Genomic DNA, 26,454 nt, shown 5'->3' with positions numbered 1-26,454 from the left:
GTCATGGGCTCGAACCTGGAATTCGCGCGGTTTCCGGCACCGGACGGGATGAACGGATGGTGGGAGAGCCTGCCGCCCGCGCAGGACGCCCGCACCGTCACGTCCGACAGCCGGTTCGACTGGGTCGTCGTCGGCGGCGGCATCACCGGGCTGTGCGCGGCGCGCCGGCTCGCGGAGCTGGCGCCCGGCGCGTCCATCGCGCTCGTGGAGGCCGACCGGATCGGCCGCACGACGGCCGGACGCAATTCCGGATTCTTCGTCGACCTGCCGCACGACATCAGCAGCGAAAGCTACTCGCGCAGCATCGAGGAGGATCGTGCCGATGTGCGGTTTCAGCGGCACGGCATCGACTATGTGCGCGCGATCGTGCGGCGCTTCGGCATCGATTGCGACTGGCGCGACGACGGCAAATTCCACGCGTCGGTCAACAAGAAGGGCGCCGCCGCGCTCGCGCATTTCGCCGACGGCCTGACCCGCATCGGCGAAGCGTTCGAATGGCTCGACCAGGCCGCGATCAAGGCGGAGACCGGCACCGACTTCTACACGGGCGCGCTGTTCACGCCCGGCTGCAGCACGGTACAGCCGGCCGCGCTGATGCGCGGCCTGGCGGCGACGCAACCGGCGAACGTGACGGTGTTCGAACTCAGCCCGGTGACGCGGATCGAACCTCGCGGCGACACGCGTGTGCTGCATTTCGCGGGCGGCACGATCGCCGCGAAGCAGGTGATCCTGTGCACGAACGCGTACGCGGCGACCTTCGGCATGCATTCGAACGGCCTGCTGCCGGTGTATACGTTCGCCTCGCTCACGCGGCCGATGAACGCCGACGAAGTGGCGAAACTCGGCGGCACACGCTCGTGGTCGCTGATTCCGGCCGATCCGATGGGCACGACGGTGCGGCGCCTGATCACCGATCGCATTTGCGTGCGCAACCATTTCGCGTTCCGGCCGGACGTGAAGGTGTCGCAGGCCGATCTCGCGAAGTCGCGGCATCTGCATCAGCGCTCGTTCGAGCGCCGCTTTCCGATGCTCGGCGGCGTCGAGCTCGAATATACGTGGGGCGGGCCGCTGTGCCTGTCCGCCAACAACGGTGCGCTGTTCGGCAGGCGCGACGACGGCCTCTACCAGGCGATCGGCTGCAACGGCCTCGGCCTGAGCCGCGGGTCGGCCTCCGGCAAGCTGATCGCCGAATACGCGCTCGGCGAATCGAACAGCCTCGTGCAGCAGTTGCTGAAGCAGCCGCATCCGCGGCCGCTGCCGATTCGGCCGATCGTCGACCTGGCCGTGTCGGCGACGATCTGGGCCAAGGAGTTCTCGGCCGGTGCCGAGCTTTGATTATTGAGGAAACGACATGACGACCCATCAGGATTGGAAACAGAAGGCGAATGCGTTGTCGCTCGACGGTCGCGCGTTCATCGCGGGGCAACGCAGCGCGGCTGCGTCGGGCGAGACGTTCGCCACGCTCAACCCCGCATCCGGCAAGGTGCTCGCCGCCGTGGCGCGATGCAACGAGCGGGACGTCGAGCGGGCGGTCGTGGCCGCGCGTGACGCGTTCGAATCGGGTGTCTGGTCGAAGGCCGCGCCCGCGCATCGCAAGGCAGTGCTGCTGCGCGTCGCGCAGCTGATCGACGAGCACGCGGAGGAACTCGCGCTGCTCGAGGCGCTGGAAGCCGGCAAGCCGATCGGCGAATGCCTGGGGCTCGACATTCCCGAGTCGGCCGCATGCATTCGCTGGCACGCGGAAGTGACCGACAAGCGCTACGACGCGTTGTCGCCGTCCGGTGCGGGCGTCGTCAGCATGATCACGCGCGAGCCGATCGGCGTCGTCGGCGCCGTGCTGCCGTGGAATTTCCCGGCGCTGATGCTCGCATGGAAGATCGGCCCCGCGCTGTCGGTCGGTAACAGCGTAGTCGTGAAGCCGGCCGAGCAGACCTCGCTGTCGACGCTGCGCATCGCCGATCTCGCGTTGGAAGCCGGCGTGCCGCCGGGCGTGTTCAGCGTCGTCACCGGGTTCGGCAGCGAGGCCGGCGAGGCGATCGGCCGCCATCCGGACGTCGATCTCGTCGCGTTCACCGGCTCGACCGCAACCGGCAAGCGCTTCCTGCACTACTCGGCCGATACGAACCTGAAGCGCGTCGTGCTCGAATGCGGCGGCAAGAACCCGCAGGTGATCCTGCCGGACGTCGCGAACCTCGACGCGGTCGCCGAACAGGCGGTCGCGGCCGCATTCTGGAACATGGGCGAGAACTGCAGTGCCGGCTCGCGGATTCTGGTGCCGTCGAGCCGCAAGGCGGAACTGCTGGACAAGGTTCAGGGCGTGCTCGCCGGCTGGAAGACCGGCGACCCGCTCGACCCAGACGTGAAGCTCGGGGCGCTGATCGAGCAGAAGCATTACGAGAAGGTTCTCGGCCATATCGAGAAGGCGAAGGCGGAAGGCGCGCACGTGGTGTGCGGCGGGAACGCAATTCTCGCGGAAACCGGCGGGTGGTTCGTCGAACCGACGATCTTCGACCAAGTGACGCCCGAGATGAACATCGCGCGCGACGAGGTGTTTGGGCCGGTCGTGTGCTTCATCGAGTACGACGACGTCGACGACGCGGTGCGGATCGCGAACGATACGTGCTACGGGCTCGCAGCGTCGCTGTGGACCGACAACGTGAACAGTGCGCACAAGGTCGCCGCGCGGATTCGCGCGGGAACGGTCACGGTGAACTGCTTCGGCGAAGGCGACCTGTCGACGCCATTCGGCGGCTTCAAGCAGTCGGGGTTCGGTGGCCGCGACAAATCCGTGTACGCGCACGATCAATACTGCGAACTGAAGACCACCTGGCTGAAGCTCGACTGAGAGCCCCGGCAGCACCTTCGCATTTGTCCACCCAGATCAAATAGATGCGGGAGTGGTTGAAGTGGACGGAGGGTACTAGTCGGCATGAGCATCTATCGAAGCCCAGCGTGAGCGGAATGTGAACTGTCTCATGATTGTGCCGTAGACTCCTGACTAGCCTCGCTAGTGGGTTCCATTCTCGTTCTATGACGTTGCGGGAGCAGCCTTAAAACCACGATTCTGCTCGCGAAGGGCCAAGTATATTTACTTAACGACCGTGGTGACGCAGGCGATACAGATCTCCGCCATGGCAGAGTACAAAGGGTACGGTCAATCATCATCCGGCGGGAACCGCAACGGCGCTGCTTTCGTGATTGGAAAGATTGTTGGAGGCGGAGAGCAGCGATGGTTCGACCCGCTGTCATCCGGGAAGGAGATAATTGAGCCTGCTAAGGCAGTGCTGGAGGCCGACAAGGTACGACGGGCGACAAGCGCCGCGCTAGGATGGCATACATGAAATTTTGTCCAGCTAGTATGCAGAAATGAAGCGAACGAAGCAATCTCGTGCGTGGATACTCGGGCATTGCGTCTGTCGTGGCGATATCACTGAAGAATGCGTCTTGCGGTCTCCAAAATTGCTTCCGACAATTGGGCTTAGGCGTTCACAAGCTGAATGGCACCATCGTGACGCTGGTCCAGCGATGGGGCGTTTGCACGCGGGTAGGTGGGCTCGCAACCTGTAGCCTCCGGGTTCTGAAAGCGTCAGCGTACGATGAATGTCTCTGTCTATCGGAGCGAGGCGACCGGCTGGCCGCAACTGTACAACGAAGATCGGATTTTAGAGTGATGCCATGTTGAAAAAGCAGATGTTTTCAGACCGTCTCCTCGCGCAGATGCCGTCACTCCGAGCACTTCGGTGTTTCGTCACAGCGGCACGATACGAAAGCTTCACTCAGGCGGCCGAGGTGCTGTGTGTGACGCAGGCGGCGATTAGCCGACAAATTAAGGAACTCGAGGACTCGCTGGACGTCGCCCTATTCGAACGTACGGGCAGGCATATTGCTTTGACTGATGCCGGAAGAATCCTTTACAACGCGTCGTATCTGTCGATTATGAACATCGCGGAGGCGGCGGAGGCAGTGCGCCGGACCGACAAGCTCGCCTTGATGGTATGCGTGTCACACACATTCTCGGCGCTCTGGTTATCGCCTCGGCTTCCCGCGTTTCGCCAGAAGTATCCCGATTTCCGGCTGCATGTGATGGTGACGGAGCATTTTATGGAGTTGGACGGGCTCATCGAGCCCGATGTCATCATCACGAAAAATCCGCCGCGCGAGCCGGAATTCGAAGTCGAACCGTTGTTCCATGACATCGTTTATCCGGTTTGCAGCCCGTCCTTCCACGATAGGTATTTTCGAGGCCAGTCACTGAAGCCCTTAGACCTGCTTGCCAGCCCAACGCTGAATTTGTCACTCCTCGGTAGAGCGCAAGTATGTGAGCACGTGGATTGGCGAGTATGGCGAAACTGGTTCCAACAAGGGGATGGCACTGATGGGCAGTTCGAAAACAAGCACTTCGAGAGCAACGACTATCGGCTGCTCGTTGCCCAAGCCGAGGCTGGCGAGGGTACGCTGCTTGGTTGGCATCACTTGCTGCATCATCAAATTGACCAAGGCCGGCTAATTCGGCCGGTGCCCGACGTGCTGACGTTTCACGATCGTCATCATTATTTGATTACACATCGCAATTCACGAGCTCGGCCGGAGTATCACCAGTTTCGAAACTGGTTGAACGACGAAGTCGAGGCGATGATGCACGGTTGGCTCGACACAAGCGCGTCGTCTGGCGCTAGCAGTTGAACAAGTTGAATGAGAAGCGGACGAACCGGTTCGACAGGCACCGGAAATACTTGATTCTTTGGACGGCAATTACATAGGCAGTTCCATGGTTAGCCATTCCATCGACGCTAGAAGCGGAGATTCGAAGCAGATCCGTTTCGGAATCGTCTTACTACCCAATTTCACTCTGACCGCATTCTCCGGATTTGTCGATTTGCTGAGGTTGGCGAGCGATGAAGGTGATTTGAGTCGCCCAGTCCGTTGTTCCTGGACGATCATCGGCGAAAGTCTCGTGCCAGTGCGTGCGAGTTGCGGTATTCAAGTCGCCCCTTGGATGACTTTTGACCACGCTGTTGCGTTCGATTATGTCGTCATAGTCGGTGGGTTGTTGCATTCGGGGCCGCCAGCTGGTGACGCAACGCTTGCGTTCATCCGCGCAATGGCGGAAGCATCGGCCACGCTTGTGGGGATTTGTACCGGTGCGTTCGCACTGATGCGGGCCGGTACAATGAACGGACACCGTATCTGCGTCAGTTGGTTTCACTATTGGGATTTCGTCGAGCGTTTTCCGGGAGCTGACGAGCGCAATATCGTTGCAGATCGACTATTTGTGATCGATAGACGCCGCATTACGTGTTCGGGTGGACGTGCTTCGATTGACGTTGCGGCAGCTATTCTGTTGCGCCACGTCGACGCGACAATAGTACAAAAGGCTCTTCGCATTCTGCTCGTGGACGATGCACAGAAGGGTAATGCACCACAACCTCATCCCCCGGGCCTGGCGCCTGCGGCGCATCCGAAGGTCCGCCGTGCGGTCCTCCTGATGGAGCAACATATCGGCCAACCGCTTGGTCAATCGGAACTGGCACGCCGGCTTGAAGTGTCGGTTCGGCACCTCGAACGGCTATTCGTTATTGAAACCGGGAAGACGCCTCGTGCTTATTGGAGACATATCCGAATCCGGATGGCGTCGTGGCTACTGACGAGTTCCGATCGGACTATCGCGGATATTGCGATGTCGTGCGGATTTTCGGACGCGTCGCACTTCGGTAGGGAGTTTCGGAAAGAATTCGATGTGTCGCCGAACGTTTATCGTGCGACGCGGCTGGCAAACATTCAAACAACGCCCGACATTTAAGGCATTCTGTAGCTCAACCTCGCGAATATACCTGATGTCCGCAACGAAGCCGACGATTCGCTGCCTGCCTAGCCAGATGGTTTTGATACCAGGCTCACCATCGCCTTCGAGCGAGGAGGCCGCCGAGCGTGGCGACGAGCCGTACCACTTCATTCAACTGCGGCGGGTTGTCGGTCGGGCTCTTCTTGTTGAAGATTTAGGCCGCCTTCCATTCGTCGGGCTCAAACTGTAGTGGTCTAATGAAGCCGGACACTGATTTAGGCGAGAATGTTCGCCATGAAGAGGTGTCTGATGAGCAAGCAACGACGTACGTTTTCCCCGGAGTTCAAACAGCAAGTCGCCTGTCTGGTGCTCGACCAAGGCTATAGCCATATGGAAGCAAGCCGCTCGGTCGGCGTCGGCGAGACGGTGCTGCGCCGCTGGGTGCAGCAACTTCAGATGGAACGCCAGGGCATCACGCCGCAGGGCAAGGCAATCACGCCGGATCAACAACGTATTCAGGAACTCGAGGCGCGTATCGAACGCCTCGAGCGTGAGAAAGCCATTTTAAAAAAAGGCTACCGCGCTCTTGATGTCGGAAGGCATCGAACGTACGAAGTAATTGATCAGATTGGCGCAAGCGAATCGGTCGAGCTGATCTGCGCGGTATTCGACGTGTCGCGGTCCTACCTGTATGCAAACCGAGGGCGAGCCCGAGGCGTTGATGCCGAGCGCATGGCACTGCGTAGCCGGGTACACGAGTTGTTCATCGAGAGTCGAAGCTCTGCTGGCAGCCGCAGCATCATGGGCATGATGCGCGAGGAAGGTACAGCGATTGGCCGCTTCAAGGTCAGCCGCTTGATGGAAGAACTCGGGCTGATCTGCAAGCAGCCGGGCCGCCATGCCTACAAGCAGGTCACGGTCGAGCGGATCGATATCCCGAACCATCTCAATCGCGAATTCGAGGTTGGTTCGCCGAATCAGGTGTGGTGTGGTGACATCACGTATGTCTGGGCGCAGGGCCATTGGCATTATCTGGCCGTAGTACTCGACCTGTTCACGCGTCGGGTTGTTGGCTGGCCGTTCTCGACACGCCCTGATGCCGATCTGGTCGTGCAGGCGTTGGAGATGGCCTATGAGCAACGTGGTCGACCGCAAGGCTTGCTGTTTCACTCGGATCAAGGCGCCCAATATGCAAGCCGGAAATTCCGTCAGCGCCTCTGGCGCTATCGGATACAGCAGAGCATGAGCCGTCGAGGAAATTGTTGGGATAACTCCCCGATGGAGAGGCTGTTCCGCAGCTTCAAGACCGAATGGCTACCGTCAGTGGGCTACATGTCGGCGCAGGAGGCACACCGGGACATCAGCCACTACCTGATGCACCGGTACAACTGGATACGGCCGCATCAGTTCAATGACGGACTGGTGCCGGCGGTTGCGGAAGAAAAACTTAACGCAGTGTCCGGGATTAGTTGACCACTACAAACAGCAGTCCGGCAGCGAGGTCCGGGCAAGTGCGGCCTAATCTCAGGAGACGTAGAATGCGCCACGCCACCACCATGAACACGGCCAGAATCAGCAGGACGAGCGACCGTAGTAGGCTGGGCGGCGGCGGGGCTAGATCGCCCGGCGCGCGGCGTAGCGCTTCCCCGTGATCGACGGCAGCTCGCCGAACATCGCGCGATAGTCCTGCGCAAAACTGCTCAGGTGCCAGAAGCCCCATTTGGTGGCGGCAGACGTCACCGAGTCGCCGAGCCGGAGCTCGCGGCGCACGTGATTCAGCCGCACGGCAGGTAGGTACGCCATCGGGTTCAGGTTCAACGTATCCCGGAATGCGTACTGCGTGGTGCGCCGGCTGACGCCGAGTTCCACGCACAGTTCGGCGATCGACAGCGGGCAGGTCGATGCATCCTGCAGCCGCTCCCGCACCGCACTGACCAGCGACCAGTATTTCGTCGGGCGCACGATCCGTGCGCCGGCGTCCGGCGTGGCGGCCGTCATCACTTCCGAGATCGCCTACAGCACGGTGCGTTCGAGCAGTTCAATCCTGTCCTGCGTCGACACGTCGTCGACGCGTGTGGTTTTTACGGCGGCGACCAGCGTCTGGCGCAGCAGGTCGCGCAGATGGTCAGCCACACCGGTCGCCATCGGGATCACCGGCGCGTGGGTGCGAGCGCGCAGTGACTCGGCCACCGTGCGCAGCGGTGGCGTCGACAGTTTCTCCGGCTCGATTTCGACGTTCACGAGCAGATGGCGGTCAGGCGAATAGAACTCGAATTCCGGCTGGCTCGAGAACACGTGTAGGCTGTCGCGCCCGCTCTTCTCGCCGCACAGGCGCGCGTGGCCTTCCAGTTCCAGCGGCACGGCGACGGCGATCCGCACCAATGGCACCGCGCCTTGTTGCAGGATGACCTTGTCGAGATCCTCGACCAGCAGCTTGATGCCGCCCAGCGACATGATCGACGACGAGCCGTGAAACGGGCCGCCCGAGATCTGCGTGTAGTTCATGTTCCAGCCGTCGAACGCGCGCGCCTGGTCCTCCACGTCGGTGAACGCGCAGAACGCGACCGTTCGCGCGAACAGCGGGTCGCCGGAGAAATCGCTCGGGTGGGCAGACGGCGTAATCGAGGGGCGGGCCGGATCGATTCATTGTAGCCGCTCGCCGCGCCGGTCAAAAAAGCGCAGGCCCGGTGTTGCCTCGTCAAAAACCGGAGTTGCCAAGATCCGATAGTGGAAAACCTTCGGCACCCTATCTTTGGCACCAATACGACGCTGGAGAGACGGTGACGGAACTTCCCCGTGGCGGATTCTGGAGAAACTGCGTCGGCAATCAGTCGTGCGTGGCCGCGCACCTGGCGTCGCCGACCAGCGAGGCCGAAATCGCGGCGCTGGTGCATGCCACGACGCGGCGGGGCAAGCACGTGCGGTGCGCCGGGTCCGGGCACTCGTTCACGCCCGTCGTGGCCACCAGCGGCCTGCTGCTGTCGCTGCAAGATTACCAGGGCATCGTGGCGGTCGACGAAGCGCGCAAGCGCGTGACCGTGAAAGCCGGCACCAAAATCACTGCGGTGACGCGGCACGTGAAGAAACTCGGCCTGTCGCTCGTCAACCAGGGCGACATCGATTCGCAGGCGATCGCCAGCGCGTTGGCCACCGGCACGCACGGCACGGGGACGACGCTCAGCAACCTGTCGTCGCAGGTCGTCGGGATGCGCATCGTGCGCCCGGATGGCTCGATCATGAAGGTAAGCGACCGGCAGGACCGCGACCTGCTGCATGCGACGCAGGTGAACATCGGCATGTTCGGCGTGGTGTCGGAGATCACGCTGCAGGTGACCGATGCGTTCTGGCCCAGTCCGTTTCGAACGGAAACGTCGACATCGGCACGCAGCCGGTTTCAGTCAGCAGCACCTGCTGCTCGAGCTTGACTCCTTCGTCGCCGCCTTCCGCGCCGATATAGCTTTCGATGCACAACGTCATCCCGCTCTCGAACGTGCCGTCGTAGCCGGCGCTGTCCCAATCCATGTAGTACGCGACGGACGGATACTCGTCCACCATGCCGATGCCGTGCGCGAGGCAACTGTAGCGATTCTGTTGATACGCGTGTGGCATTTTCCAGCTGCGCTTCGCGAACTCACTGAATGCCATGCCGGACACAGCAAATCCATGTTGGTCATCAGCTGCGCGTACGCGGCGGCATAGAGCTGGCACTGGGCGTCGGTCGGGCGAACATGGCCGACCGTCCAGGTTCTGGAAATATCCGCGCAATAGCCGAACGGGCCGACCAGACCGGTATCGTCTCGATCCATTCCCCGCCAAGCCGGATATTCTCGTAGTGCAGGTGGGCCCGGAGATCCTATTCGCTCATTCCCGGCGTCAACAAGTTGCGCATGCGCCGGATGCCGGGCTCGCACACGTCGACGGCGGTCTTGATCAATTGCAGTTCGTCCGCAGATTTCACGGCGCGCGCGTGTTCCATCAGCGCCTGCCCGTCCGCGACGCGCACGCCTTCTTCCTGCCGCGCGCAAAAGCCTTCGGGCGTCGAGCCTGTCGACTGCGATGCGCATCTCCGACGGCGTGTGCTGGCGCAGCAGATCGGCAACTTCGCGCGCCCACTGTCGGGCCTTGTGCGCCGATTCCGGGCCCGCACTGAAAATTCCAGCACGTGGCGCCGCGCAGCTCGATGTCGAGCGTGCTGTCTTTCCACACGTGCTCGCAATTGTGGAACTCGAAGCCGATGACGGGCCCATGTGCAAACACGATCACGTAGCGCGTCGGATTACGCCCGGTCCAGACCTGCATGTTGGACGTATCGGTCGCATAGCGGATGTTGACCGAGTCGTACAGGACGATGGCCGGGCAGTCCCGCCGAACGAGTTCCTTCCTGACCCGATCGATGCGATACGCGCGCACGCGCTCCATCAGATCGTCCGGAACGCTCGCGGCCCCGTTCGTTTGCATCGTTGTCGCCGCATGAAGCGTGCTGACCGCTGACATTGCTCCTCGAGTTCGTCGTTATGGATCCGTCCGGACTCATGGCAGCGCCGCGCTTGCCGCTTCGTGCGCGGGCGGGATCCTTTGAATCAGTATCGAAACGCCGAAAGGGCCGGTCAACGCGCTATATTTTCATAATCACATTACATTAAATTATACGAAGGACGGTACTTGACGATGGCCGCGATGTCGTCGGGTTCGACAGCAGGCGACGCGAGCGAGCGGCATCATGCCGCTACCGTTCGAATCGGGATCGCCGGCGGCAACCGGGCCGGCGCGGCGCGTCACCGAACCGGAAGTTCCTCGCGTAACCAATCGATCAACTGCGTGACCGTGGGCGTCAACGAACGGCCGTGAGGCACGATGACGAAATAGGCATCGCTCGTCTTGCACGAACCGACCGGCATCCGGACCAGCTCACCGGTCGCCAGCAGGTCGTGCACGAGTCGGCTCCAGCCAAGCGCGACACCCTGCCCGTATCGGGCTGCCTGTACTGCATCCGTGTAGAGGCTGCAGCGCAGCGCGTAGTTCAGCTTGGCCGGACGGTGGCCGACCGAGCGGAACCACGCTTCCCAGCCCATCCAGCCTTCGGACGTCGAGTCGGATTCGATCAGCGGAAGCGCGCCGAGCGCCTCGACGGATGCCGGCATGCTGTTTTCCCCGATGAAGGCGGCCGAGCACACCGGAAACACTTCCTCGTCGAACAGCAGGATGGAGGTTCCGTCCGCCCACTTTCCGTCGCCATAGCGCACCGCGACGTCGACTTCCACTTGGCGGAGGTCCGCGGTAAACATCTGGGTCGTCAGCCGCAGCTTCAGTGACGGGTTCAGGTGCTTGAGCTTGGGCAGCCTCGGCAGCAGGCGGAACTGCGCGAACGATGCGGTCGACGCGAGCACGAGCTCCTGCTGGTCGGCGCCCGTCGACAGACGGTCGAATGCGCCGGCGATTCGCTGCATCGATTCGGCGACAGCGAGATAAAGCATTTCGCCTTCGTTCGTCAGCGAGATCGAGCGGTGTAGACGATGGAAGAGGCGCACATCGAGCGTTTCCTCGAGGAAGCGCACTTGCCGGCTGACCGCCGCCTGGGTCACGCCGAGTTCGGCCGCCGCGTGGGTGAAGCTGCCGAGGCGGGCGACTGCTTCGAATTCGACCAGTGCAGTCAGCGACGGCACGATCCGCCGGTATCCTTTTGTTCCTTTCGTCATTTGAGTCTGTTTTTCGTGCGGCCGGGGCGAATCGTGTGTCTCCAAATTGTACCGGTCAAGTCGCCGATGTTGCGATGCGGGCTCGTACCGACTCGCGCGTTTCCAACGCGCGGATTCGGGTTAACCAAGGGGCCGGCGGCGTGCGCGTTCTTGCATAACATAAAGTAATGCGACCGAGAAAATATAGCGCGTTGACGCGTGAAATTGCCCCTCCAATACTTCGCTCAAAGTTTGAAAAAAGCATAGCGAAAATCAACCCCATTGGAGGTGTACGATGTCTGCCGTTCCGCTCAAGACCCACCGTGAACTGCTCGACAGCCGCAAACCCGGGCACGGGCTGCCGGCCGGGCTTCTCGGCCGGCAGGATGTGTTCGAGACGGACGTCGAAGTGTTCTTCGAGAAGCTCTGGATCTTCGTCGCGGTGACGGCCGACGTGCCGGAGCCGGGCGACGTCTACGCGGTCGATATCGGCAAGTCGTCCATCCTGGTCGTGCGCGACGACGACGAGAACATCCGCGCGTACCGCAACGTATGCCGCCACCGCGGCGCGCGCCTGATGAAGAGCGCGACGAAGGCCACCGTCGGCATGCTGGTTTGCCCGTATCACCAGTGGACGTACGACCTAGACGGCAGCCTGAAGCACGCGACGCACATGGGCAGGGATTTCGACACGAAGTGCCGCAGCCTGATCCCGGTGCACGTAAAGGTGGTCGGCGCGCACGTGTTCGTCTGCCTTGCCGACGAAGCGCCGGAGGATTTCTCGAAGCTCGAGACGGTGATGGCGCCGCGATTCACGCCGCACGACATGCAGCGCACGAAGATCGCGCACGAGATGACCATCGTCGAGAACGGTAACTGGAAGCTCGTGATGGAGAACAACCGCGAGTGCTATCACTGCGGCGGTACGCACCCGGAGCTCACGCAATCGTTCCTTGCGCACGACTTCGGCTTCTGCCCGGATGGCCAGAGCGAGGAATCGCTACGCGACTACGACGCCTATCTCGCCCACAATGCCGCGCGCAAGAAGGAGTGGGAAGACGACGGCTATATCTGCGAGGCGTTCGAATCGGTCGAAGAGAGCGTCCAGACCAATTTCCGCACCCAGCGGCTCGTCATTGCCGGCGCCTGCGAATCGCAGACGATGGATACCAAGGTCGCGTGTACGAAGCTGCTCGGAGATCTGCCGCGCCGCGATCTCGGCGACGTGCATATGTGGACCCATCACTCGTGGACGCACGTGATGAGCGACCACGCGGTCGTCGCGTACACCCTGCCGACCGCACCCGACAGGACGGTCGTGCGCACGGTGTGGCTCGTGCATGCGGATGCGGTCGAAGGCGTCGACTACGACGTCAAGACGCTGACCGAAGTGTGGGTCGCCACGACCCGGCAGGACGCCGACCTCGTCGGGATCACGCATAGCGGGACGCAGGACCCCGCCTATGTCCCTGGCCCGTACTCGACGTATACCGAAGGCGCGCTCGAACAGTTCGCACGTTGGTACGACGCGCGCCTGAAGGCTCACGGCATCTGAGTATCGTCATGACTGTCAGAGATAACCTTTGCGTGGCCGATCCGGCCGCCGCCGCGACCAATCGTTTCTCGGATCCCGCTACCTGGGAACGCGCGGACGTCCAGTGGGACAGCAGCGAACAAAAGACGCTGGTGTGCTGTCGCGTGCGGGACGAGACGCACGACGTCCGTACCTTCGTGTTCAGCGCGAAGGACGGGCGTCCCTTCAGCTTCGAGCCCGGCCAGTTCATCACGGTGTCGGCCGACGTCGACGGCGTGCCGGTCAGCCGTTGCTATACGGTATCGTCGCCGCCGACGCGGCCGTACACGTTGTCGATCACGGTCAAGCGCGCGCCTGGCGGCGTGATGTCGAACTGGCTGCATGCGAACATGCGGCTCGGCGTCGAACTGCACGCGTTCGGCCCGTCCGGCATTTTCACGCCGGCGTCGGGGCCGGCCGCGAAGGTGCTTTACCTGTCCGCCGGCTCGGGCGTGACGCCGCTGATGTCGATGACGAGAGCGGCGATTGACCTCGGACTGAATCGCGACATCGTCTTCGTGCACAGCGCGAGAACGCCCGCCGACATCGTCTTTCGCGATGAGCTGGAGCGGTTGAGTGCGGAAGCCGACCGCCTCAAGGTGATCCATATCTGCGAGGCCCCGGGAACCGAGCCGGATTGGCGCGGACCGACCGGCCGGCTCAGCCTCGAACTGCTGCAACAGCACGTTCCGGACTATCGCGACCGCGAAGTCTTCACGTGCGGCCCGGCGGGCTACATGAACGCCGCTCAGGCACTGCTCGCGCAGGGTGGTCATGATCCCGCCCGCTATCACCAGGAAAGCTTCAACTTCGCCGAAACGGTCGAACCTGCCGCGGACGCGGTCGACGCGCCGCAACAGGGGGCCGAGGCGGGTGTCCGCACGTATACGGTTCGCCTCGCCAAGTCGGGCAAGACCTTTCCGATGAGTGGCGCGGAGACGGTGCTGTCGGCCGCGCGCAAGGCGGGCGTCGCGCTGCCGTCGTCGTGCAGCCAGGGCATTTGCGGAACATGCAAGACCGTGGTGCTCGACGGCACGGTCGACATGCAGCACAACGGCGGTATCCGTCAGCGGGAAATCGACAAGGGGCTGCGCCTGATGTGCTGCAGCCGTCCCACGTCGGATCTCGTGCTCGATCTGTAGCGGCCGTCGTCCCGACACCAGTCGACCCCGTCGTCCTTCCGGCGTTGCCACCGTGCCTGATACCCCGGCTTTCCTCACTTCACGCCCGCGCCATTTCGGCTTTCTCTCGCTGCCGTCGTATTCGATGATCGCGTTCTCGCATGCGATCGAAGCCCTTCGCGTGGCGAATTACGTGGACCGTACCGAACACTATCGCTGGACGGTGTTCTCCATCGACGGCCACCCAGTCGAAGCCAGCAACGGCATCGCGATGCGGCACGCGCATCCGCTCGTCGGCGCCGCGCCGCCGCCGAAGACTACCAAGGGCGCACGCCGCTCGTGATCGCTGCACGCAGCAAGGCATCGACTTGCCGGCGATCTTGTTGGCAGCCGGCGCTGACCCCACGATTGTGGACGCCAGCGGCGCTTCGGCGCTTTTCTACTCGTTCTTGCTCTCGCAAACCGACAAACGCCACACCGCGCTGCCGCGGTTGCGCCAGCTCGTGGCGCCCGGCGTGCCGCTCACGGCGGACCGCTTCGGCCGCACCCCGTTGAAGATGGCCGCCGCGATGCATCGATGGACGGGCGGCGACGCTCTAGCGGAGTGGATGCGCTCGATGGGCGCCGCGATCCCACGCAGCGCGACCATGAAGGGCGCACGGCGCTCATGTTCGCGGCCCACGCCCAGTCGCTGGCCTGCGTCGAGTTGCTCGCGCTGGCCAGCGACGTGGACGCCCACGACGCCGACGGCCACAGCTCGGCGCAGATTGCGGCCGAAGGTGGCGAACAGGTTCCGACCGTCTCGACGCGAAGGGACGTCTTCGTCGACTTCCTTTTCTGGGATTTCGCAGGGCCGTTCATGCGGGAGCATGACCCGTATTGGGGGGCGTCGTGCGTCCCGCGGATCGAGCAAGATGTGCTCCGGCGCGCGGCCGCCCGCGGCATGAACACGAGTCGCCTCTTTCGCGCTGAAAACGCAGGCAGCTAGCCGGGCGACCAGCCGGCGAACCTGCCGCGTTGTCAACTCCAGCCGTTCGGCCGCCTGGCCGGGCTTGAGCCGATACTCGGCTACCACCTCAATGACCTTGAACCGGTCCACTTCACGCATCGTCATGGTGATCGTCCCAGTCGCGTTCATCGCCGGCGCTCCCTGTGGGGTGTCGGCGATCAACCTACAGGCCAAAACACGACATTTTTATTTAGCGGAAACGCGACATCTGAACTTGGGACCTACATTTTTTCGATTGATAATACATATTATGTCAACGTAAGAGGCTGATTTCAGCGGCCGCTACTGGCTTTACCCGCCAAGACGTCGTCGATTCGTCGTGTGTGATTCGACCTCGTGAAGCAGTCGATGGTTTTTCGAATAGTAGAGCTGCCGGGTACGTAGACCCGCCTGCGGTCGCCTTGCGTCCGTAGCGTGTAGGCTCACGACTGCATGGCCGCCATTGTCGTAGCCCATTTATGCAGTTCTTCGAACATACCGGTCTCATCTAGGCGATTGGTTCACTCTGACGAAAAACGCCATCCTCACCGATGAATTTCATACAACGCCTTGAAAAGTGCTCGAAACCGCCGCTGTGCCTTATTGAATACGGTTCGAGAGGATTATTACATTGGCGTGATCTATGGGCGCGATTAGCAGTTTTGAAGGGCTTCAACACATGCTGTGGCTCGCAGTATCTCGGCCGCAAATGTATCTCGGCAGGAATTTCAGGGCCTCCGCGCCGATTGATCGCGGTCCAGACCGATATTGGCCTGCAGTCGAGCAAAGCCGTCACGTCACAGAACGATGGAGAAACTGTCTGAGGAGGAGGGCCAAAGAAGCATCCGTCAAAATTGCGCGAAACGCTGTGAGATGGGTAGGCAACTCAGGCCCCGCGCTACCGCACTGCGGTTGTGCCTCATTAGTCCCCGGAGCGTGCAAATTGTCGCAGTGCATCCAGATCCAGTATCTGAATCGACCCGTACTCAGCGACCACTAACCCTGCATCTTCCAATTCGTGGATGGCCCGATTAGTGTTCTGCCTCGACAGACCGCAAAGCCTCCCAATCTCTTCCTGCGAGAAGCCCAACGTCTTGTCCGTGGCTGGATAGAGCTGCTGATTGAAAAGCTCTGCCAAACAGAATGCCACCCGCGCAGATGCTTCATGCAGCCGCAGGTTGTGTACCAGCCCAACGTAGTAGCCACATCGCGCGTTGAGTTGATCGATCACGTATCTGCTGAAAGAGTGACTCCGCTCAAGGAGCCAAAGGAATGTCGACTTGGGTACGAATGCTAGGCGACTATGCCGGATCGCAACAACAGAATAGGGTCGTGGCTCGTCTTTCAACACAACACCCTCACCGAACCAGGAGCCGGCAGGGACGCCCGCAAATGTGATGGCCCGCCCCTCCCTCGAGGCGGTATCGACCTTCACGATCCCTTCCATCACCGCAAGCCAGTGGTCGGCAGGGTCTCCTCGATGGCACGCAACGGTACCAGCATCGTAGGATCGATCAAAGCTATCACGCAGCACTCGGGTCTTCGCCTCCACAGAGAGATTCGCGTACCACGGTGCTCGCAAGAGAAACGCCTCCAGAGTTAGATGGCCAGATTTGCTCGAGCCCTCATTGCGATCACAAAGCGATGAGTCGACCAAGCCGCTGGATTTTGACCGGACGACGGGCGGAACTCGCATCGTTTCCGCTCGTTTGGCTTGCATGCCGTTCACGTGGTTCATCATTTGGAGCCAGTATTGCGCAGTTGCATGATTTACCTTTGCGCGGAGCGCCCGAGCCGACGTGATACCGCGGGCATGTGGCAAGCTCCGTGCAAAACCCGCAGTCTTCCCGATTTCGGCCCAATTCCCGCTTCCGGCACCGCTCGAAACGGGATGAGGCGTGAATTTTCGTTAAGTGAAATATGCATTCGCTTTAGACTATGTCCCGTGAGAGAAGCTGTCAAGCAAAGCATGGGTAGGTGTTTGTACGTAGATGGCTATAATCTCTACTATTGGAATGATCGACGCACCGGTCAATTCTCGTCGAGAAGCAGGCATAACTGAAATGGAAATTCCACATATCCCTCCGCGCATCCGGATTCGTCGCCGGGGTGCCGACAAACATCCGCTGATCCTCAAGGCCGCACGAGATTTGGTGGCGGAGTCTGGGTTCCGAGAAGCCCAGATGTCGTTGATTGCGGAAGCCGCCGGCGTCGCGATCGGCACGTTGTACCGCTACTTTCCGTCCAAGACCGAGCTGTTGGTAGAACTCGTGAAGACGACGGCGCAACGGGAAGTCGACGTCGTAGCCGGCATCGCCATGCGTGATGGAGCAGCACTAGAACGCCTTGGCGCGGCTGCCTGGACTTTCGCGAGTCGCGCGTTGCGAGGCCGGCGCTTGGCCTACGCCCTAGTCGCTGAACCCGTTGAGCCGGATGTCGAAGCCGCTCGGCTCACTTATCATCGAGCACTGGCCCGGGTATTCAAGACGATCATCGAGCAGGGTATGGCGAATGGAGAGTTCCCCCCACAGGATGCCGCCGCATCGGCAGACTGCATAGTCGGCTGCCTGTTCGAAGGTCTAGTGGCGCCGCTCGCCAACAACGCTGCAGCGGATGCCGTCCAGACGGCCGCCCACGGCTCGGCCATCATCATGTTTTGTCTGAGAGGGGTTTCGGGCTTACAAGCGCCCGCCTTTAGGATTCCGACTGTGTAGTCGCTCCTCCAGGAATGAGCCGCTCTCTACCGGCGAGCCGAAGATGACGATTTTAACCCGCGACCGCGCCCTCTACCGGATTCTGTCGCGCCGACTACATCTAAGTCTTTTGCGCTGCGCGGATGTGCTGCCAGCTTCGTGTATTCGGCCGGCAGCACAAGAGGATTGAAGTTGTGAGGTGATTTGATTGCCCGCTGCAAAGTCGCCGCAGGCAGCGGATCAATTAGCGCAGGTATAGCTTGTGGCGACGTTCACGTCCCCGCTGACGTACTTCGGCCACTGGGGGTACTCGCACAGAGGCCGCGTGCGTCCCGCAGTGGGTGGGTTCAAGTCGGTAATGACGAGATTCTGCGGAGCCGTACCCTTCGTGACCCAGTTGTCCAAAGCAGTAAGCCCGTCATATGCCCCCTCAAACTGCCCCCCGAAGCCGTGCGCAGCGCCGGGAATCAAATAGAACTTGAGGAAGGAAGACAACGCATCCTGTCCGTAGTCTGCCAGCAATCGGTTGTAGTAGTCGATCGACATTTGGGCCGGAATGTATTGGTCTGATAGCCCGTGCTGGAGAATCACCTTCCCACCTCGGTTCTTGAAGCTGTCCAAATTGACGGTTGTGGAATCCACCATTTGACTCACTGTCTGGGTTCTTGCGGTGAGCGTCCCTGGATTGGCGAAGTTGAAGGACATCAGATCAAGCGAGGGATCCCTTGCAATGGCGTATCGCAAGAGGCTATTTGGGAAGGCATAGAAGAACGACCACTTATCCTCTGGACTTGTCGCGGGATCCAGTACGGCGTCGCCTTGAGAATCACCCAGCGGAAGCAATGGACCACCCCAGAAATCGGTGCCAGCGAGCACGTTGTATCCTGGGATGTTGTGAAGCCCGTTTGCGAAATCAAAGCTCGTATTCAGCGGCGTGGCCATGGTATTGACGGTGCGGATCTGAGCGTCTGACAGGCAAGTGTCGCCCGTGTCGGTGCCCCCTGGGCATCGGACCGTAGCCGGGTCGAACGCGCAAAGACTGGGGTTGCTGATCAGGCCATCTGCCACGCCGTCGAGGCTGTCACAGGCCGACATCACGGCCTTCTTGAGAACAGCGGCCTTGCCAGCGTTGATGAAGCCACCTGGCGCGAGCGAGGCCTGAGAGATTCGCCCCATCTGGAACGCCAGCCCCATGAGCCCGGACGCCGGATACGTCGCAATGATGCCGTCGTAGTCTGAGGCGTACTTCTGCGCAGCGATGAGCGCCTGACGACCGCCGCCAGAACCTCCAATGTAGTAGCTATGCGCGAACGTCGCCCCGTAGCGCTGCTTGGTCAAGAACAGAGCGACATCGTGCGTTTTCTTGATGTGGTCACCGGCATAGTTCGCTAACGCTTCATCGTTCTGAGCGAACCTGCCATCCCCAAAGCTTCCTTCGTGCCCACTATCGCTCGCAAGCGTCACATATCCGCGCGCCAGTGGGGTCAGGATGCCCTTCGGTTCGCCATAGAGTGTGAGGCTGGTGTTTGTGAAGCCTGTTGTGTCCGGAACAGTGCCATCAAGCCCGCCACCACCGAAGTGAACAGATTTCCCGTTCCAAGTGGATGGCAAATCCACTTCGAACTTGATGTCCGGTGCAGCCGGGTCCACGGGATGAATCCCTCCCACGACCTTGCAGAACTCGCCATTTGTATTGCCCGCTGCTGTCGCAGAAATTAGCGTTGCAGAAGAAATCGTGGCGCCAGTCGTTGGCAAACCAATCGCGGAGGCTGGTACGGCCGAACCCTGCAGCGCCGCGCACTGCTGCGCCGGTGTTAACTGAGGCGCGGCATCGGCTACGACAGAGTCGCTACCTCCTCCACAACCAACGACGAGCAAGGCTGATAGTGTTGCCACAGCAGGTGCAAGCCATTGCGGCCTGACTTTCGTGAACTTCATGACGTTGTCTCCTAGCAGACGCCGGGACTTCTAGTTGTCCACGCGTCGATATCGTTCAAGTAAATGATCTTTCGAGATACGCCGTCATTGACGACCTTGGCGACAGAGGATCTCGATACCGACCATACCGACCCGGCCTGCGGAGGATTGTCTTGTGCAAGACGATTTGAAATCTCGGGCCGTATTCGATCGAAGATGTAGAAGTAATCAGCTTGGCAGCTTCTCGTGCTTGACAGATATGACTTGGCCGTTGTGGGCGCTGCATTGCCGTTCCTCATAAAACAGATGGGGGTGGATGCAGCAACGGCCGGATTCATGGCCAGCTCGGTGCTGTTCGGCAGGCATTGTCAGGTTGCGTGACGGGTCGTATAAGATGGCGCGATGAAGAACTAGAAATCGCTGTATTACGATCACCTGTGCGATTCACCGACATCGCTTCACTTTTTAGCGCGCCGATGATGTTCGGCGAGGGTCTTATCGACGCCATTCGCGATGCCGAATTCGCTCTTTGGTTTCGTCGTGGGCGCCTCTCCCATTCGCCGCCAGAGGTGTGATATCGCTTGGCTCCGCGATACGATCGGCAGGCGTTTTGCCGCCAAATGAGTGGTGCGAGCGCCGCCAGTTGTAGTCGAACTGCCACTCCTTAATGCGTTGGTCGATCGCACTCTCGGTCGGCGGATGATACGACCGGAATTCGTTGCGGTTGGTGAGCTGTGAACGCTCCACCTTGCCATTGAGGTTTGGCGGGCGTGGCGGGATCGGTCGGAATTTGACGCATTCGCTCATTAGGCGCCGTTGTACCGACTCGGCGAAGAACTCGCCGCCTCGATCGGCCTGGATACGCTGGATTGTGAGCGGCATCTCCTCAATGACGCGATCAAGAATGCGCAGTGTATTTCGGGCGTTTCTGCGTGGGGCAGATTGCCAGTACCCGGGACCGAGAGAAGTCGTCGATCGCCGTGTACTGGTATCCGCTTTGACGATCTCGGAGATCCCAATGCTATTCCTATATCGACGACGCAGCGCTGTACCACCAGTTTTGTCCCAGGACTACGCGCTATCCAAGCGTACCGGTTTCTACGCACTGGGAGCGTTCCAGCGCGCGAACGGCCACACGCTCAGCACACCGACGTTCACGGCGGCAGGCGCGACGAACCGGCAGATCGATGCAACAGCATCAATAGGCGACGGCTTCCAGTCGACTCCGTCGTCCTCGAGCCGTATGTTCGCAGCAGGGTTAGGTATCGTCCACCGCTTCTAAGCACCGACGGGGTTTCCTTGCGACGGTCTACGGCACAACCGTGACTATCCGTCCCGGGGCTAACTGAAAGCGCAGAACCCGCCAAATGCACGCGGGGTTCTACTTTTGGCTCTGGTTGCCTGCAAAACCATTGGAGCAAGACCGTTTTATCTGGTCGCAGGCCGACGGCGGAAAGATTCCTCTGACGAGCGCCCAACTGTCGATGGTACTCAAGGGCATCGACTAGCAACATCCGCGACATCCTGCCGCTCTGTCGATGTTGTAAACCGCACCGAAGCCTCGTAAACTGCGACGCGTGTCCAAAGATACGCCGCTTTCGGCTATCGTCGCTGAGCTCAAGGCTCGGGTCCTCGCGCAGCAAGCATCGATCGCGAACATGGTACGGGGGATTCCCGGCACGCGTGCACACTGTGCCCCATTGTCCGGTAGCCACGCTGGCGCTTCTCTACATGCGCATCCAACCTCGCCATCTTAAACTTCATCTCGGCGTACACGCACAACCTGACTGTTTATTCGCATATCTATATTTCTTCACGAATCTCCAAATCCTACGGCATCGAATTCTTGAAGATGATACGTTTCCATCAAAACAAAGACGAAAGCTCGAATAATGGCAACAACCGCACTTGCAAATCAATTACTTCACTCCCCTTCTGCTCAGCCCGATGCATGTCGAATGCAGATCTTCCCGAAGTGTTGCGCACATGCCATGTAATCGAGTGCCAACCGCAACGATTCGAAATCAAATACCCGATCAATGACCGGACGTAGTTCATGTAGTGCGATTGCAGCTGCCATCGCTTCGAAATCGTCTCGATTTCCCACAGTAATGCCCTGCAGGCGGATATGGCGCGTCACAATTTGGCCGAGCGGGATCGTCGGCTCCGAACCTGCAAGCACGCCAATCATACTCAGCGAGCCACCGGTGCGAACCGCACGTAATGACTGTTCTAGTGTGCCGGCCCCGCCTACTTCAACAACATGATCGACACCGTGACCACCAGTGATTTCTCGCACGATCTTTCCCCACTGAGGATTCTCGCGATAGTTCACTGTTTCATCCGCCCCCAACGCACGCACTCGAGCGAGCTTTTCATCGCTGGATGAAATCACGATCGCGCGGGCACCGAGCAGTTTGGCAAACTGAAGAGCGAACAGGGATACACCGCCGGTTCCTTGTATGAGCACCGTTTCCCCCGGTCTGAGATTCCCCTCAGTGACCAACGAACGCCAGGCCGTGACCGCTGCCGTCGGCAGCGTTGCCGCTTCGACTTCGTCAAGATGTGCCGGTGCCTTACTTACCCCTTCGGCCGATAGGACGAGATAATCCGACATCGTACCGTCCTGCTCGCAGCCCAGGCTATATCGGAACCGCTCGTTACTGGGCGGCCCCCCCAGCCAACTTTGGTAGAACAGCGGACATACTCGGTCGCCAAGTTGAACTCGGGTAACTCCGGCACCGACCGCATCGACGATACCGAAGCCGTCACTTAGCATAATGAGCGGCAACTGCTGCATGCGCTTTCCATAGCCGCGGAATGGAATTAAAGAATCCCGATAATTCAGGGCTGCTGCCCGCATCCTGATGCGCACCTGCCCGTCGCGCGGCTCGGGAATTGGGCGCTCTCCAATGCGGAGATTGTCCATGGTCCATTCGTTTTCAACCTGATATACACGCATGATTTCTCCGGGCAATTAATCCACACAGCAATCGCCATATTCACAAAATACGAATTTTCTATCTACGGAGTAACTTACCCTCTTCACCTCTACGCCCGATTTGCGAGCATCGTTGATACGATGCACGACTTCCAAAAATATCACGTTCTAGTCGAGAAAGCTCATCATTCAATGCCAAAGAAAACTGATTCGTTAGGAAGATTAACCCGCGGTGTCCAACATTGCCTGCCGGGAATTTTCTGCCCGCCGCTTTTTCCGAAGCTGAAAGCGACCGGCAAACTCCCCTACTATGCCCTTCCGAAATAGAAGAACGCATACAATGAAGATGAGGCCCGTGACGATCGTGACGGATTCGCCAAGATCACGGAACCATTCGATTTGCGTCAGATTCGCCAGCCCGTCTCCAAAATCGCTCAATCGATTTTCCAACAAAATGATAACGAGTGTACCGACCACCGGCCCTGTCAACGTTCCCAGTCCGCCGACAAGCGTCATCAGGATGACGAGGCCCGACATGGTCCAATGTACGTCTCCCAATGTCACAAATCCAAGCACCACGGATTTTGTCGCACCGGCCAACCCTGCCAATGCAGCCGACAACACGAAGGCGAGCAACTTGTAACTGTCGACGTCGTAGCCAAGGGAGATAGCGCGAGGTTCGTTCTCCTTGATCGCCCTCAACACATGACCGAACGGTGATTGCACTATGCGCAGGATAGCGATATATCCCGCGACCGTGATGACGAGAACGACGTAGTACATCGTCATATCGTTGGCCAAATTGAACATGCCCAGCAACCATCCCCGAGGCACATCCTGCATGCCATCTTCACCGCCAGTGAAACGTGCCTGCAGGCAGTAGAAATACAGCATCTGCGCGAGGGCGAGCGTAATCATCGTAAAGTAGATGCCCTTTCGGCGGATTGCCAGCGCGCCCATCGCGAGACCCAGCACTGCCGCGCCGAGCGTTCCTGCAATCACCCCGATCTCAAACGGATAACCCATGTCACGCAAGACGTATCCGGCAATATAGCCCGCACCCCCGAAAAGCGCGGCGTGTCCGAATGAGAGCAACCCGGTGAAGCCGATCAGGAGATTGAAGGCGCAGGCAAACAGCGCGAAACAGAGCAACTTCATCAGCAGCACCGGATAGATGAAAGCTGGTGCGACCAGCATCGCGATCAGCGCGATCGAATAGCCGATTTTCTTGTTCACCTAGATACTCCTCAATTCCCTTTACCGAACAGCCCCGCCGGGCGAAACATCAGCACGACCGCCATGACAATGAAGACGACCGTCGCTGAAACTTCCGGGTAAAAGACGCGCGTCAATCCCTCGACGACACCCAATCCAAGGCCAGTGAGGATCGAACCCACAATCGAGCCCATTCCGCCGATGACTACGACAGCAAACACCGTGATGATCAGGTTCGTTCCCATCAACGGCGATACCTGAACTATTGGAGCGGCCAAGACGCCAGCCAGCGCCGCCAGTGCGGCACCGAAGGCGTAGGTTAGCGTGATCATCACCGGCACGTTGATGCCGAACGCTTCAACCAGCTTCGGATTCTCCGTTCCCGCGCGCAGATACGCGCCGAGCTTCGTCCGTTCGATCACATACCAGGTCGAAAAACAAACGACAAGGGAGAGAACGACGGCCCAGGCACGATAGGCAGGAAGCAGCATGAAACCGAGATTGAGCGTGCCGGCGAGCACACTTGGCGCTGAATAGGGTTGCCCCGATGCCCCGTAGATCGACCGAAACAGGCCCTCCACTACCAGCGTGATGCCAAATGTCAACAGCAGACCATAGATGTGGTCGACCTTGTAAAGCCAACGCAGCATGGTCTTTTCGAAAATGCCCCCCAATACGCCGACGACAATCGGTGCGGTGATCAACATGATCCAGTAGTTGAGCCCCAGGTAGCTCAGTCCCATCCAAGTCAGTAGTGCACCAAGCATGTACAGCATGCCGTGGGCAAAGTTGATGACGTTGAGCATCCCAAATATCACGGCAAGGCCGAGTGAAAGCAGTGCGTAAAACGAACCATTGACGAGACCGATCAACAACTGGCTCGTCAGTGCCGGCAGCGGAATTCCCAGTAGTTCTTCCATGTTTCCCTCACTACACACCAAGCAATTCGGTCAGAACAGGCTTCTTCTCGTCAAGTTCATCGGCCGTGAAGTGCTCGATCGCACGCCCATGCTCGACGACATAGAAGCGGTCTGCCAACGGCGCGGCGAACCGAAAATTCTGCTCCACCATCACGATGGTGTAGCCTTTCTCCTTTAGTTTGCTGATCATGCGTGCGAGTGCGCGCACGATGACTGGTGCGAGCCCTTCAGAAATCTCGTCGAGCAGAAGCAGCCTCGCGCCGGTACGCAGGATCCGCGCTACCGCGAGCATCTGTTGTTCTCCGCCCGATAGGCGCGTTCCCTGGCTGCGCCGGCGCTCGGCAAGATTAGGGAACAAGTCGTAGATTTCGTCGATCGACATGCCGCGATCCGTCTTAGATACCATCGGCGGCAACATCAAGTTCTCCTCGGTCGACAGCCCCGAGAAAATGCCGCGTTCCTCGGGACAATAACCGACACCCAAACGGGCAATCTTGCAGGTGGGCAGATGGATGGATTCCGTCTCGTTGATCTTGATGGATCCCCTTCTCGTACCCGTCAGCCCCATGATTCCGCGCAGCGTCGTCGTACGGCCGGAGCCATTGCGCCCAAGCAACGTGACGACCTCGCCCTTGCTAACCGAAAAGCTTAAGAAGCTGTTGCGAAATTAGTGAGCCAGAGGTTTGAGACGCGTCCAGCAAATCAAGGCGCAAGCCAAAGATAGGAAGGCCTCGTGGATATGAGCATAGCGTTCGTAGCGAATCTTCAGTCGTCGAAACGCGTGAAGCCATGCAATCGAACGTTCGACTGGCCAACGCGTTTTGCCAAGTCCGCTGCCATGCGGCTCGCAGATTTTTGCAAGTACCGGCGTGATGCCGCGCGCTCGCAAGCGCTGCCGATGTGGCTCGGAACTGTAGCCCCGGTCACCTTGAACGATTTGCGGTTTGTGCAGCGGACGACCCCGCTTGCCTCGAATGTGCGGAATGGCCTCGACCAGCGCGTCGAGCTGGGTAATGTCGTGGCGATTTGCTCCGGTCAGGATGACCGCGAGCGGGATGCCTTGCGCGTCGACGATGAGGTGGTGTTTGCTGCCGAGCTTGCGTCGGTCCGTGGGATTCGGGCCGGTTTTTTTCCCGCCAGCATGGCGCGAATCGACGAGCTGTCGACGAGAGCACGCGTCAAATCAATTTCGCCACGGCGACGCAGTTCCGCGAGCAGCGTCTCGTGGATACGTTGCCAGACGCCAGCTTGCTGCCACGCGACGAGTCGTCGCCAGCAGGCCGTGCCTGAGCCGCAACCCATCTCTTGCGGCAGGAGATTCCATGCGATGCCCGAGCGCAACACGAACACAATGCCAGTCAGTACCGCACGGTCGGGTGTCGGTTTGCGGCCTGCATACTGGCGATTGCGCGGTGCTCGCACGGGCAGAAGTGGTTCGATGAGTGACCACAATTCGTCGTCGATAAGCTCTTTAGGCATCGCTTCCCGTCAGGCAAAACAAGACAGGAAGTTAAGGAAGGTCTGCAGAAGTCGTTTTCGGAGCGACGATCTTCCACATCCATCGAGGCTTGAACGTAGGTAGCATTTTTGAGACCGAGATCGACTGGCACTGCAGCCTGTCAGGGGCAA

Annotated in this window: 20 protein-coding genes and 7 pseudogenes; 12 read left to right on the top strand and 15 right to left on the bottom strand. The window is 60.0% G+C overall.

Annotated elements, in window-relative coordinates:
• Nucleotides 1-3 precede the first annotated feature (3 nt).
• The 4 genes from NQV17_RS35210 to NQV17_RS35195 all read left to right on the top strand — a co-directional run bounded on the left by NQV17_RS35210 (nucleotide 4) and on the right by NQV17_RS35195 (nucleotide 5,800).
• Complete coding sequence (locus NQV17_RS35210; RefSeq protein ID WP_257775774.1) at nucleotides 4-1,335, top strand: FAD-binding oxidoreductase; 1,332 nt, start codon at nucleotides 4-6, stop codon at nucleotides 1,333-1,335.
• A gap of 16 nt (nucleotides 1,336-1,351) precedes the next feature.
• On the top strand, nucleotides 1,352-2,845 hold the full coding sequence (locus NQV17_RS35205) for an aldehyde dehydrogenase (protein WP_257775773.1): 1,494 nt from the start codon (nucleotides 1,352-1,354) through the stop codon (nucleotides 2,843-2,845).
• 830 nt (nucleotides 2,846-3,675) lie between these two features.
• On the top strand, nucleotides 3,676-4,683 hold the full coding sequence (locus NQV17_RS35200; RefSeq protein WP_257775772.1) for a LysR substrate-binding domain-containing protein: 1,008 nt from the start codon (nucleotides 3,676-3,678) through the stop codon (nucleotides 4,681-4,683).
• A gap of 85 nt (nucleotides 4,684-4,768) precedes the next feature.
• A complete protein-coding gene (locus NQV17_RS35195; protein WP_257775771.1) occupies nucleotides 4,769-5,800 on the top strand; it encodes a GlxA family transcriptional regulator in 1,032 nt (343 codons plus the stop codon).
• A gap of 60 nt (nucleotides 5,801-5,860) precedes the next feature.
• Here NQV17_RS35195 and NQV17_RS35190 read toward each other — a convergent pair.
• A pseudogene (locus NQV17_RS35190) lies at nucleotides 5,861-5,953 on the bottom strand (hypothetical protein); the annotation flags it as partial.
• Between the two features lie 138 nt (nucleotides 5,954-6,091).
• Between NQV17_RS35190 and NQV17_RS35185 the strand changes: the two are divergent.
• The gene (locus NQV17_RS35185; RefSeq protein ID WP_257775770.1) at nucleotides 6,092-7,255 is read left to right on the top strand and encodes an IS3 family transposase; all 1,164 of its coding nucleotides are present in this window, start codon (nucleotides 6,092-6,094) and stop codon (nucleotides 7,253-7,255) included.
• Nucleotides 7,256-7,262: 7 nt separating this feature from the next.
• Here the strand turns inward: NQV17_RS35185 and NQV17_RS37975 are convergent.
• The 3 genes and pseudogenes from NQV17_RS37975 to NQV17_RS35175 all read right to left on the bottom strand — a co-directional run.
• Nucleotides 7,263-7,352, bottom strand: a pseudogene (locus tag NQV17_RS37975) (IS4 family transposase); the annotation flags it as partial.
• Between the two features lie 44 nt (nucleotides 7,353-7,396).
• Complete coding sequence (locus tag NQV17_RS35180; protein ID WP_257775788.1) at nucleotides 7,397-7,780, bottom strand: helix-turn-helix domain-containing protein; 384 nt, start codon at nucleotides 7,778-7,780, stop codon at nucleotides 7,397-7,399.
• A 15-nt stretch (nucleotides 7,781-7,795) separates the two neighbouring features.
• The gene (locus NQV17_RS35175; RefSeq protein ID WP_257775769.1) at nucleotides 7,796-8,323 is read right to left on the bottom strand and encodes a hypothetical protein; all 528 of its coding nucleotides are present in this window, start codon (nucleotides 8,321-8,323) and stop codon (nucleotides 7,796-7,798) included.
• 296 nt (nucleotides 8,324-8,619) lie between these two features.
• Between NQV17_RS35175 and NQV17_RS35170 the strand changes: the two genes are divergently transcribed.
• The gene (locus NQV17_RS35170) at nucleotides 8,620-9,207 is read left to right on the top strand and encodes an FAD-binding protein (RefSeq protein ID WP_257775768.1); all 588 of its coding nucleotides are present in this window, start codon (nucleotides 8,620-8,622) and stop codon (nucleotides 9,205-9,207) included.
• On the opposite strand, the pseudogene NQV17_RS37970 reads toward NQV17_RS35170, so the two are convergent.
• Nucleotides 9,101-10,276 (bottom strand): annotated as a pseudogene (locus NQV17_RS37970) (M24 family metallopeptidase). The gene NQV17_RS35170 and the pseudogene NQV17_RS37970 sit on opposite strands and share 107 nt — an antisense overlap.
• Nucleotides 10,277-10,557: 281 nt before the next feature.
• Nucleotides 10,558-11,478: a LysR substrate-binding domain-containing protein gene (locus NQV17_RS35150; protein ID WP_257775764.1), complete on the bottom strand. Its 921-nt coding sequence runs from the start codon at nucleotides 11,476-11,478 to the stop codon at nucleotides 10,558-10,560.
• 274 nt (nucleotides 11,479-11,752) lie between these two features.
• Between NQV17_RS35150 and NQV17_RS35145 the strand changes: the two genes are divergently transcribed.
• The 4 genes and pseudogenes from NQV17_RS35145 to NQV17_RS38225 all read left to right on the top strand — a co-directional run bounded on the left by NQV17_RS35145 (nucleotide 11,753) and on the right by NQV17_RS38225 (nucleotide 15,139).
• Nucleotides 11,753-13,012 (top strand): aromatic ring-hydroxylating dioxygenase subunit alpha, encoded by a 1,260-nt coding sequence (locus NQV17_RS35145; protein WP_257775763.1) that lies wholly within the window; start codon nucleotides 11,753-11,755, stop codon nucleotides 13,010-13,012.
• 8 nt (nucleotides 13,013-13,020) lie between these two features.
• Nucleotides 13,021-14,172, top strand: coding sequence for a hybrid-cluster NAD(P)-dependent oxidoreductase (locus NQV17_RS35140; RefSeq protein ID WP_257775762.1), 1,152 nt, complete (start codon nucleotides 13,021-13,023; stop codon nucleotides 14,170-14,172).
• Between the two features lie 52 nt (nucleotides 14,173-14,224).
• Nucleotides 14,225-14,464: pseudogene (locus NQV17_RS38230) on the top strand (GlxA family transcriptional regulator); the annotation flags it as partial.
• Between the two features lie 264 nt (nucleotides 14,465-14,728).
• Nucleotides 14,729-15,139, top strand: coding sequence for a hypothetical protein (locus tag NQV17_RS38225; protein ID WP_374692797.1), 411 nt, complete (start codon nucleotides 14,729-14,731; stop codon nucleotides 15,137-15,139).
• On the opposite strand, the pseudogene NQV17_RS35130 reads toward NQV17_RS38225, so the two are convergent.
• Together NQV17_RS35130 and NQV17_RS35125 are read right to left on the bottom strand one after the other, a co-directional pair.
• A pseudogene (locus NQV17_RS35130) lies at nucleotides 15,137-15,289 on the bottom strand (transposase); the annotation flags it as partial. The gene NQV17_RS38225 and the pseudogene NQV17_RS35130 sit on opposite strands and share 3 nt — an antisense overlap.
• A 772-nt stretch (nucleotides 15,290-16,061) precedes the next feature.
• Complete coding sequence (locus NQV17_RS35125) at nucleotides 16,062-16,859, bottom strand: Crp/Fnr family transcriptional regulator (protein WP_257775761.1); 798 nt, start codon at nucleotides 16,857-16,859, stop codon at nucleotides 16,062-16,064.
• Between the two features lie 343 nt (nucleotides 16,860-17,202).
• Between NQV17_RS35125 and NQV17_RS35120 the strand changes: the two genes are divergently transcribed.
• Nucleotides 17,203-17,853 carry a TetR/AcrR family transcriptional regulator gene (locus tag NQV17_RS35120; protein WP_257775760.1) on the top strand — a complete coding sequence of 217 codons (651 nt, stop codon included), beginning with the start codon at nucleotides 17,203-17,205 and terminating at the stop codon, nucleotides 17,851-17,853.
• 219 nt (nucleotides 17,854-18,072) lie between these two features.
• Here NQV17_RS35120 and NQV17_RS35115 read toward each other — a convergent pair whose 3' ends face one another.
• Nucleotides 18,073-19,770, bottom strand: coding sequence for a tannase/feruloyl esterase family alpha/beta hydrolase (locus NQV17_RS35115; RefSeq protein ID WP_257775759.1), 1,698 nt, complete (start codon nucleotides 19,768-19,770; stop codon nucleotides 18,073-18,075).
• 437 nt (nucleotides 19,771-20,207) lie between these two features.
• A pseudogene (locus NQV17_RS35110) lies at nucleotides 20,208-20,740 on the bottom strand (integrase core domain-containing protein); the annotation flags it as partial.
• 376 nt (nucleotides 20,741-21,116) lie between these two features.
• Between NQV17_RS35110 and tnpB the strand changes: the two are divergent.
• Entirely contained in the window at nucleotides 21,117-21,257 is a 141-nt protein-coding gene (gene tnpB, locus NQV17_RS38220; RefSeq protein WP_374692796.1) for an IS66 family insertion sequence element accessory protein TnpB, read from the top strand.
• A 431-nt stretch (nucleotides 21,258-21,688) separates the two neighbouring features.
• On the opposite strand, the gene NQV17_RS35100 is transcribed toward tnpB, so the two are convergent.
• The 5 genes and pseudogenes from NQV17_RS35100 to NQV17_RS35080 form a co-directional block, all read right to left on the bottom strand.
• Nucleotides 21,689-22,711 carry an NAD(P)-dependent alcohol dehydrogenase gene (locus tag NQV17_RS35100; RefSeq protein ID WP_257775758.1) on the bottom strand — a complete coding sequence of 341 codons (1,023 nt, stop codon included), beginning with the start codon at nucleotides 22,709-22,711 and terminating at the stop codon, nucleotides 21,689-21,691.
• A gap of 201 nt (nucleotides 22,712-22,912) precedes the next feature.
• A complete protein-coding gene (locus NQV17_RS35095; protein ID WP_257775757.1) occupies nucleotides 22,913-23,926 on the bottom strand; it encodes a branched-chain amino acid ABC transporter permease in 1,014 nt (337 codons plus the stop codon).
• An 11-nt stretch (nucleotides 23,927-23,937) separates the two neighbouring features.
• Nucleotides 23,938-24,825 carry a branched-chain amino acid ABC transporter permease gene (locus tag NQV17_RS35090; RefSeq protein ID WP_257775756.1) on the bottom strand — a complete coding sequence of 296 codons (888 nt, stop codon included), beginning with the start codon at nucleotides 24,823-24,825 and terminating at the stop codon, nucleotides 23,938-23,940.
• Nucleotides 24,826-24,835: 10 nt separating this feature from the next.
• Nucleotides 24,836-25,465: pseudogene (locus tag NQV17_RS35085) on the bottom strand (ABC transporter ATP-binding protein); the annotation flags it as partial.
• 27 nt (nucleotides 25,466-25,492) lie between these two features.
• A protein-coding gene (locus NQV17_RS35080) for an IS5 family transposase (protein WP_257775755.1) occupies nucleotides 25,493-26,304 on the bottom strand; the annotation gives its coding sequence in 2 pieces (ribosomal slippage) (nucleotides 25,493-25,965 and nucleotides 25,965-26,304; 813 coding nt in all).
• Between the last annotated feature and the right edge of the window lie 150 nt (nucleotides 26,305-26,454).

The sequence above is a fragment of the Burkholderia sp. SCN-KJ genome, assembly GCF_024656005.1.
GTDB lineage: Bacteria > Pseudomonadota > Gammaproteobacteria > Burkholderiales > Burkholderiaceae > Burkholderia.
Note: the sequence above shows the minus strand (reverse complement) of the source record. Positions and strands in the feature narration are given on the sequence as shown.

Coding starts and splice junctions, on each gene's coding strand:
- NQV17_RS35210 (WP_257775774.1), top strand. CDS start 4: ATGGGCTCGAACCTGGAATTCGCGCGGTTTCCGGCACCGGACGGGATG.
- NQV17_RS35205 (WP_257775773.1), top strand. CDS start 1,352: ATGACGACCCATCAGGATTGGAAACAGAAGGCGAATGCGTTGTCGCTC.
- NQV17_RS35200 (WP_257775772.1), top strand. CDS start 3,676: ATGTTGAAAAAGCAGATGTTTTCAGACCGTCTCCTCGCGCAGATGCCG.
- NQV17_RS35195 (WP_257775771.1), top strand. CDS start 4,769: ATGGTTAGCCATTCCATCGACGCTAGAAGCGGAGATTCGAAGCAGATC.
- NQV17_RS35185 (WP_257775770.1), top strand. CDS start 6,092: ATGAGCAAGCAACGACGTACGTTTTCCCCGGAGTTCAAACAGCAAGTC.
- NQV17_RS35180 (WP_257775788.1), bottom strand. CDS start 7,780: ATGACGGCCGCCACGCCGGACGCCGGCGCACGGATCGTGCGCCCGACG.
- NQV17_RS35150 (WP_257775764.1), bottom strand. CDS start 11,478: ATGACGAAAGGAACAAAAGGATACCGGCGGATCGTGCCGTCGCTGACT.
- NQV17_RS35145 (WP_257775763.1), top strand. CDS start 11,753: ATGTCTGCCGTTCCGCTCAAGACCCACCGTGAACTGCTCGACAGCCGC.
- NQV17_RS35140 (WP_257775762.1), top strand. CDS start 13,021: ATGACTGTCAGAGATAACCTTTGCGTGGCCGATCCGGCCGCCGCCGCG.
- NQV17_RS38225 (WP_374692797.1), top strand. CDS start 14,729: ATGGACGGGCGGCGACGCTCTAGCGGAGTGGATGCGCTCGATGGGCGC.
- NQV17_RS35125 (WP_257775761.1), bottom strand. CDS start 16,859: ATGCAAGCCAAACGAGCGGAAACGATGCGAGTTCCGCCCGTCGTCCGG.
- NQV17_RS35120 (WP_257775760.1), top strand. CDS start 17,203: ATGGAAATTCCACATATCCCTCCGCGCATCCGGATTCGTCGCCGGGGT.
- NQV17_RS35115 (WP_257775759.1), bottom strand. CDS start 19,770: ATGAAGTTCACGAAAGTCAGGCCGCAATGGCTTGCACCTGCTGTGGCA.
- tnpB (WP_374692796.1), top strand. CDS start 21,117: ATGCACGCGGGGTTCTACTTTTGGCTCTGGTTGCCTGCAAAACCATTG.
- NQV17_RS35100 (WP_257775758.1), bottom strand. CDS start 22,711: ATGCGTGTATATCAGGTTGAAAACGAATGGACCATGGACAATCTCCGC.
- NQV17_RS35090 (WP_257775756.1), bottom strand. CDS start 24,825: ATGGAAGAACTACTGGGAATTCCGCTGCCGGCACTGACGAGCCAGTTG.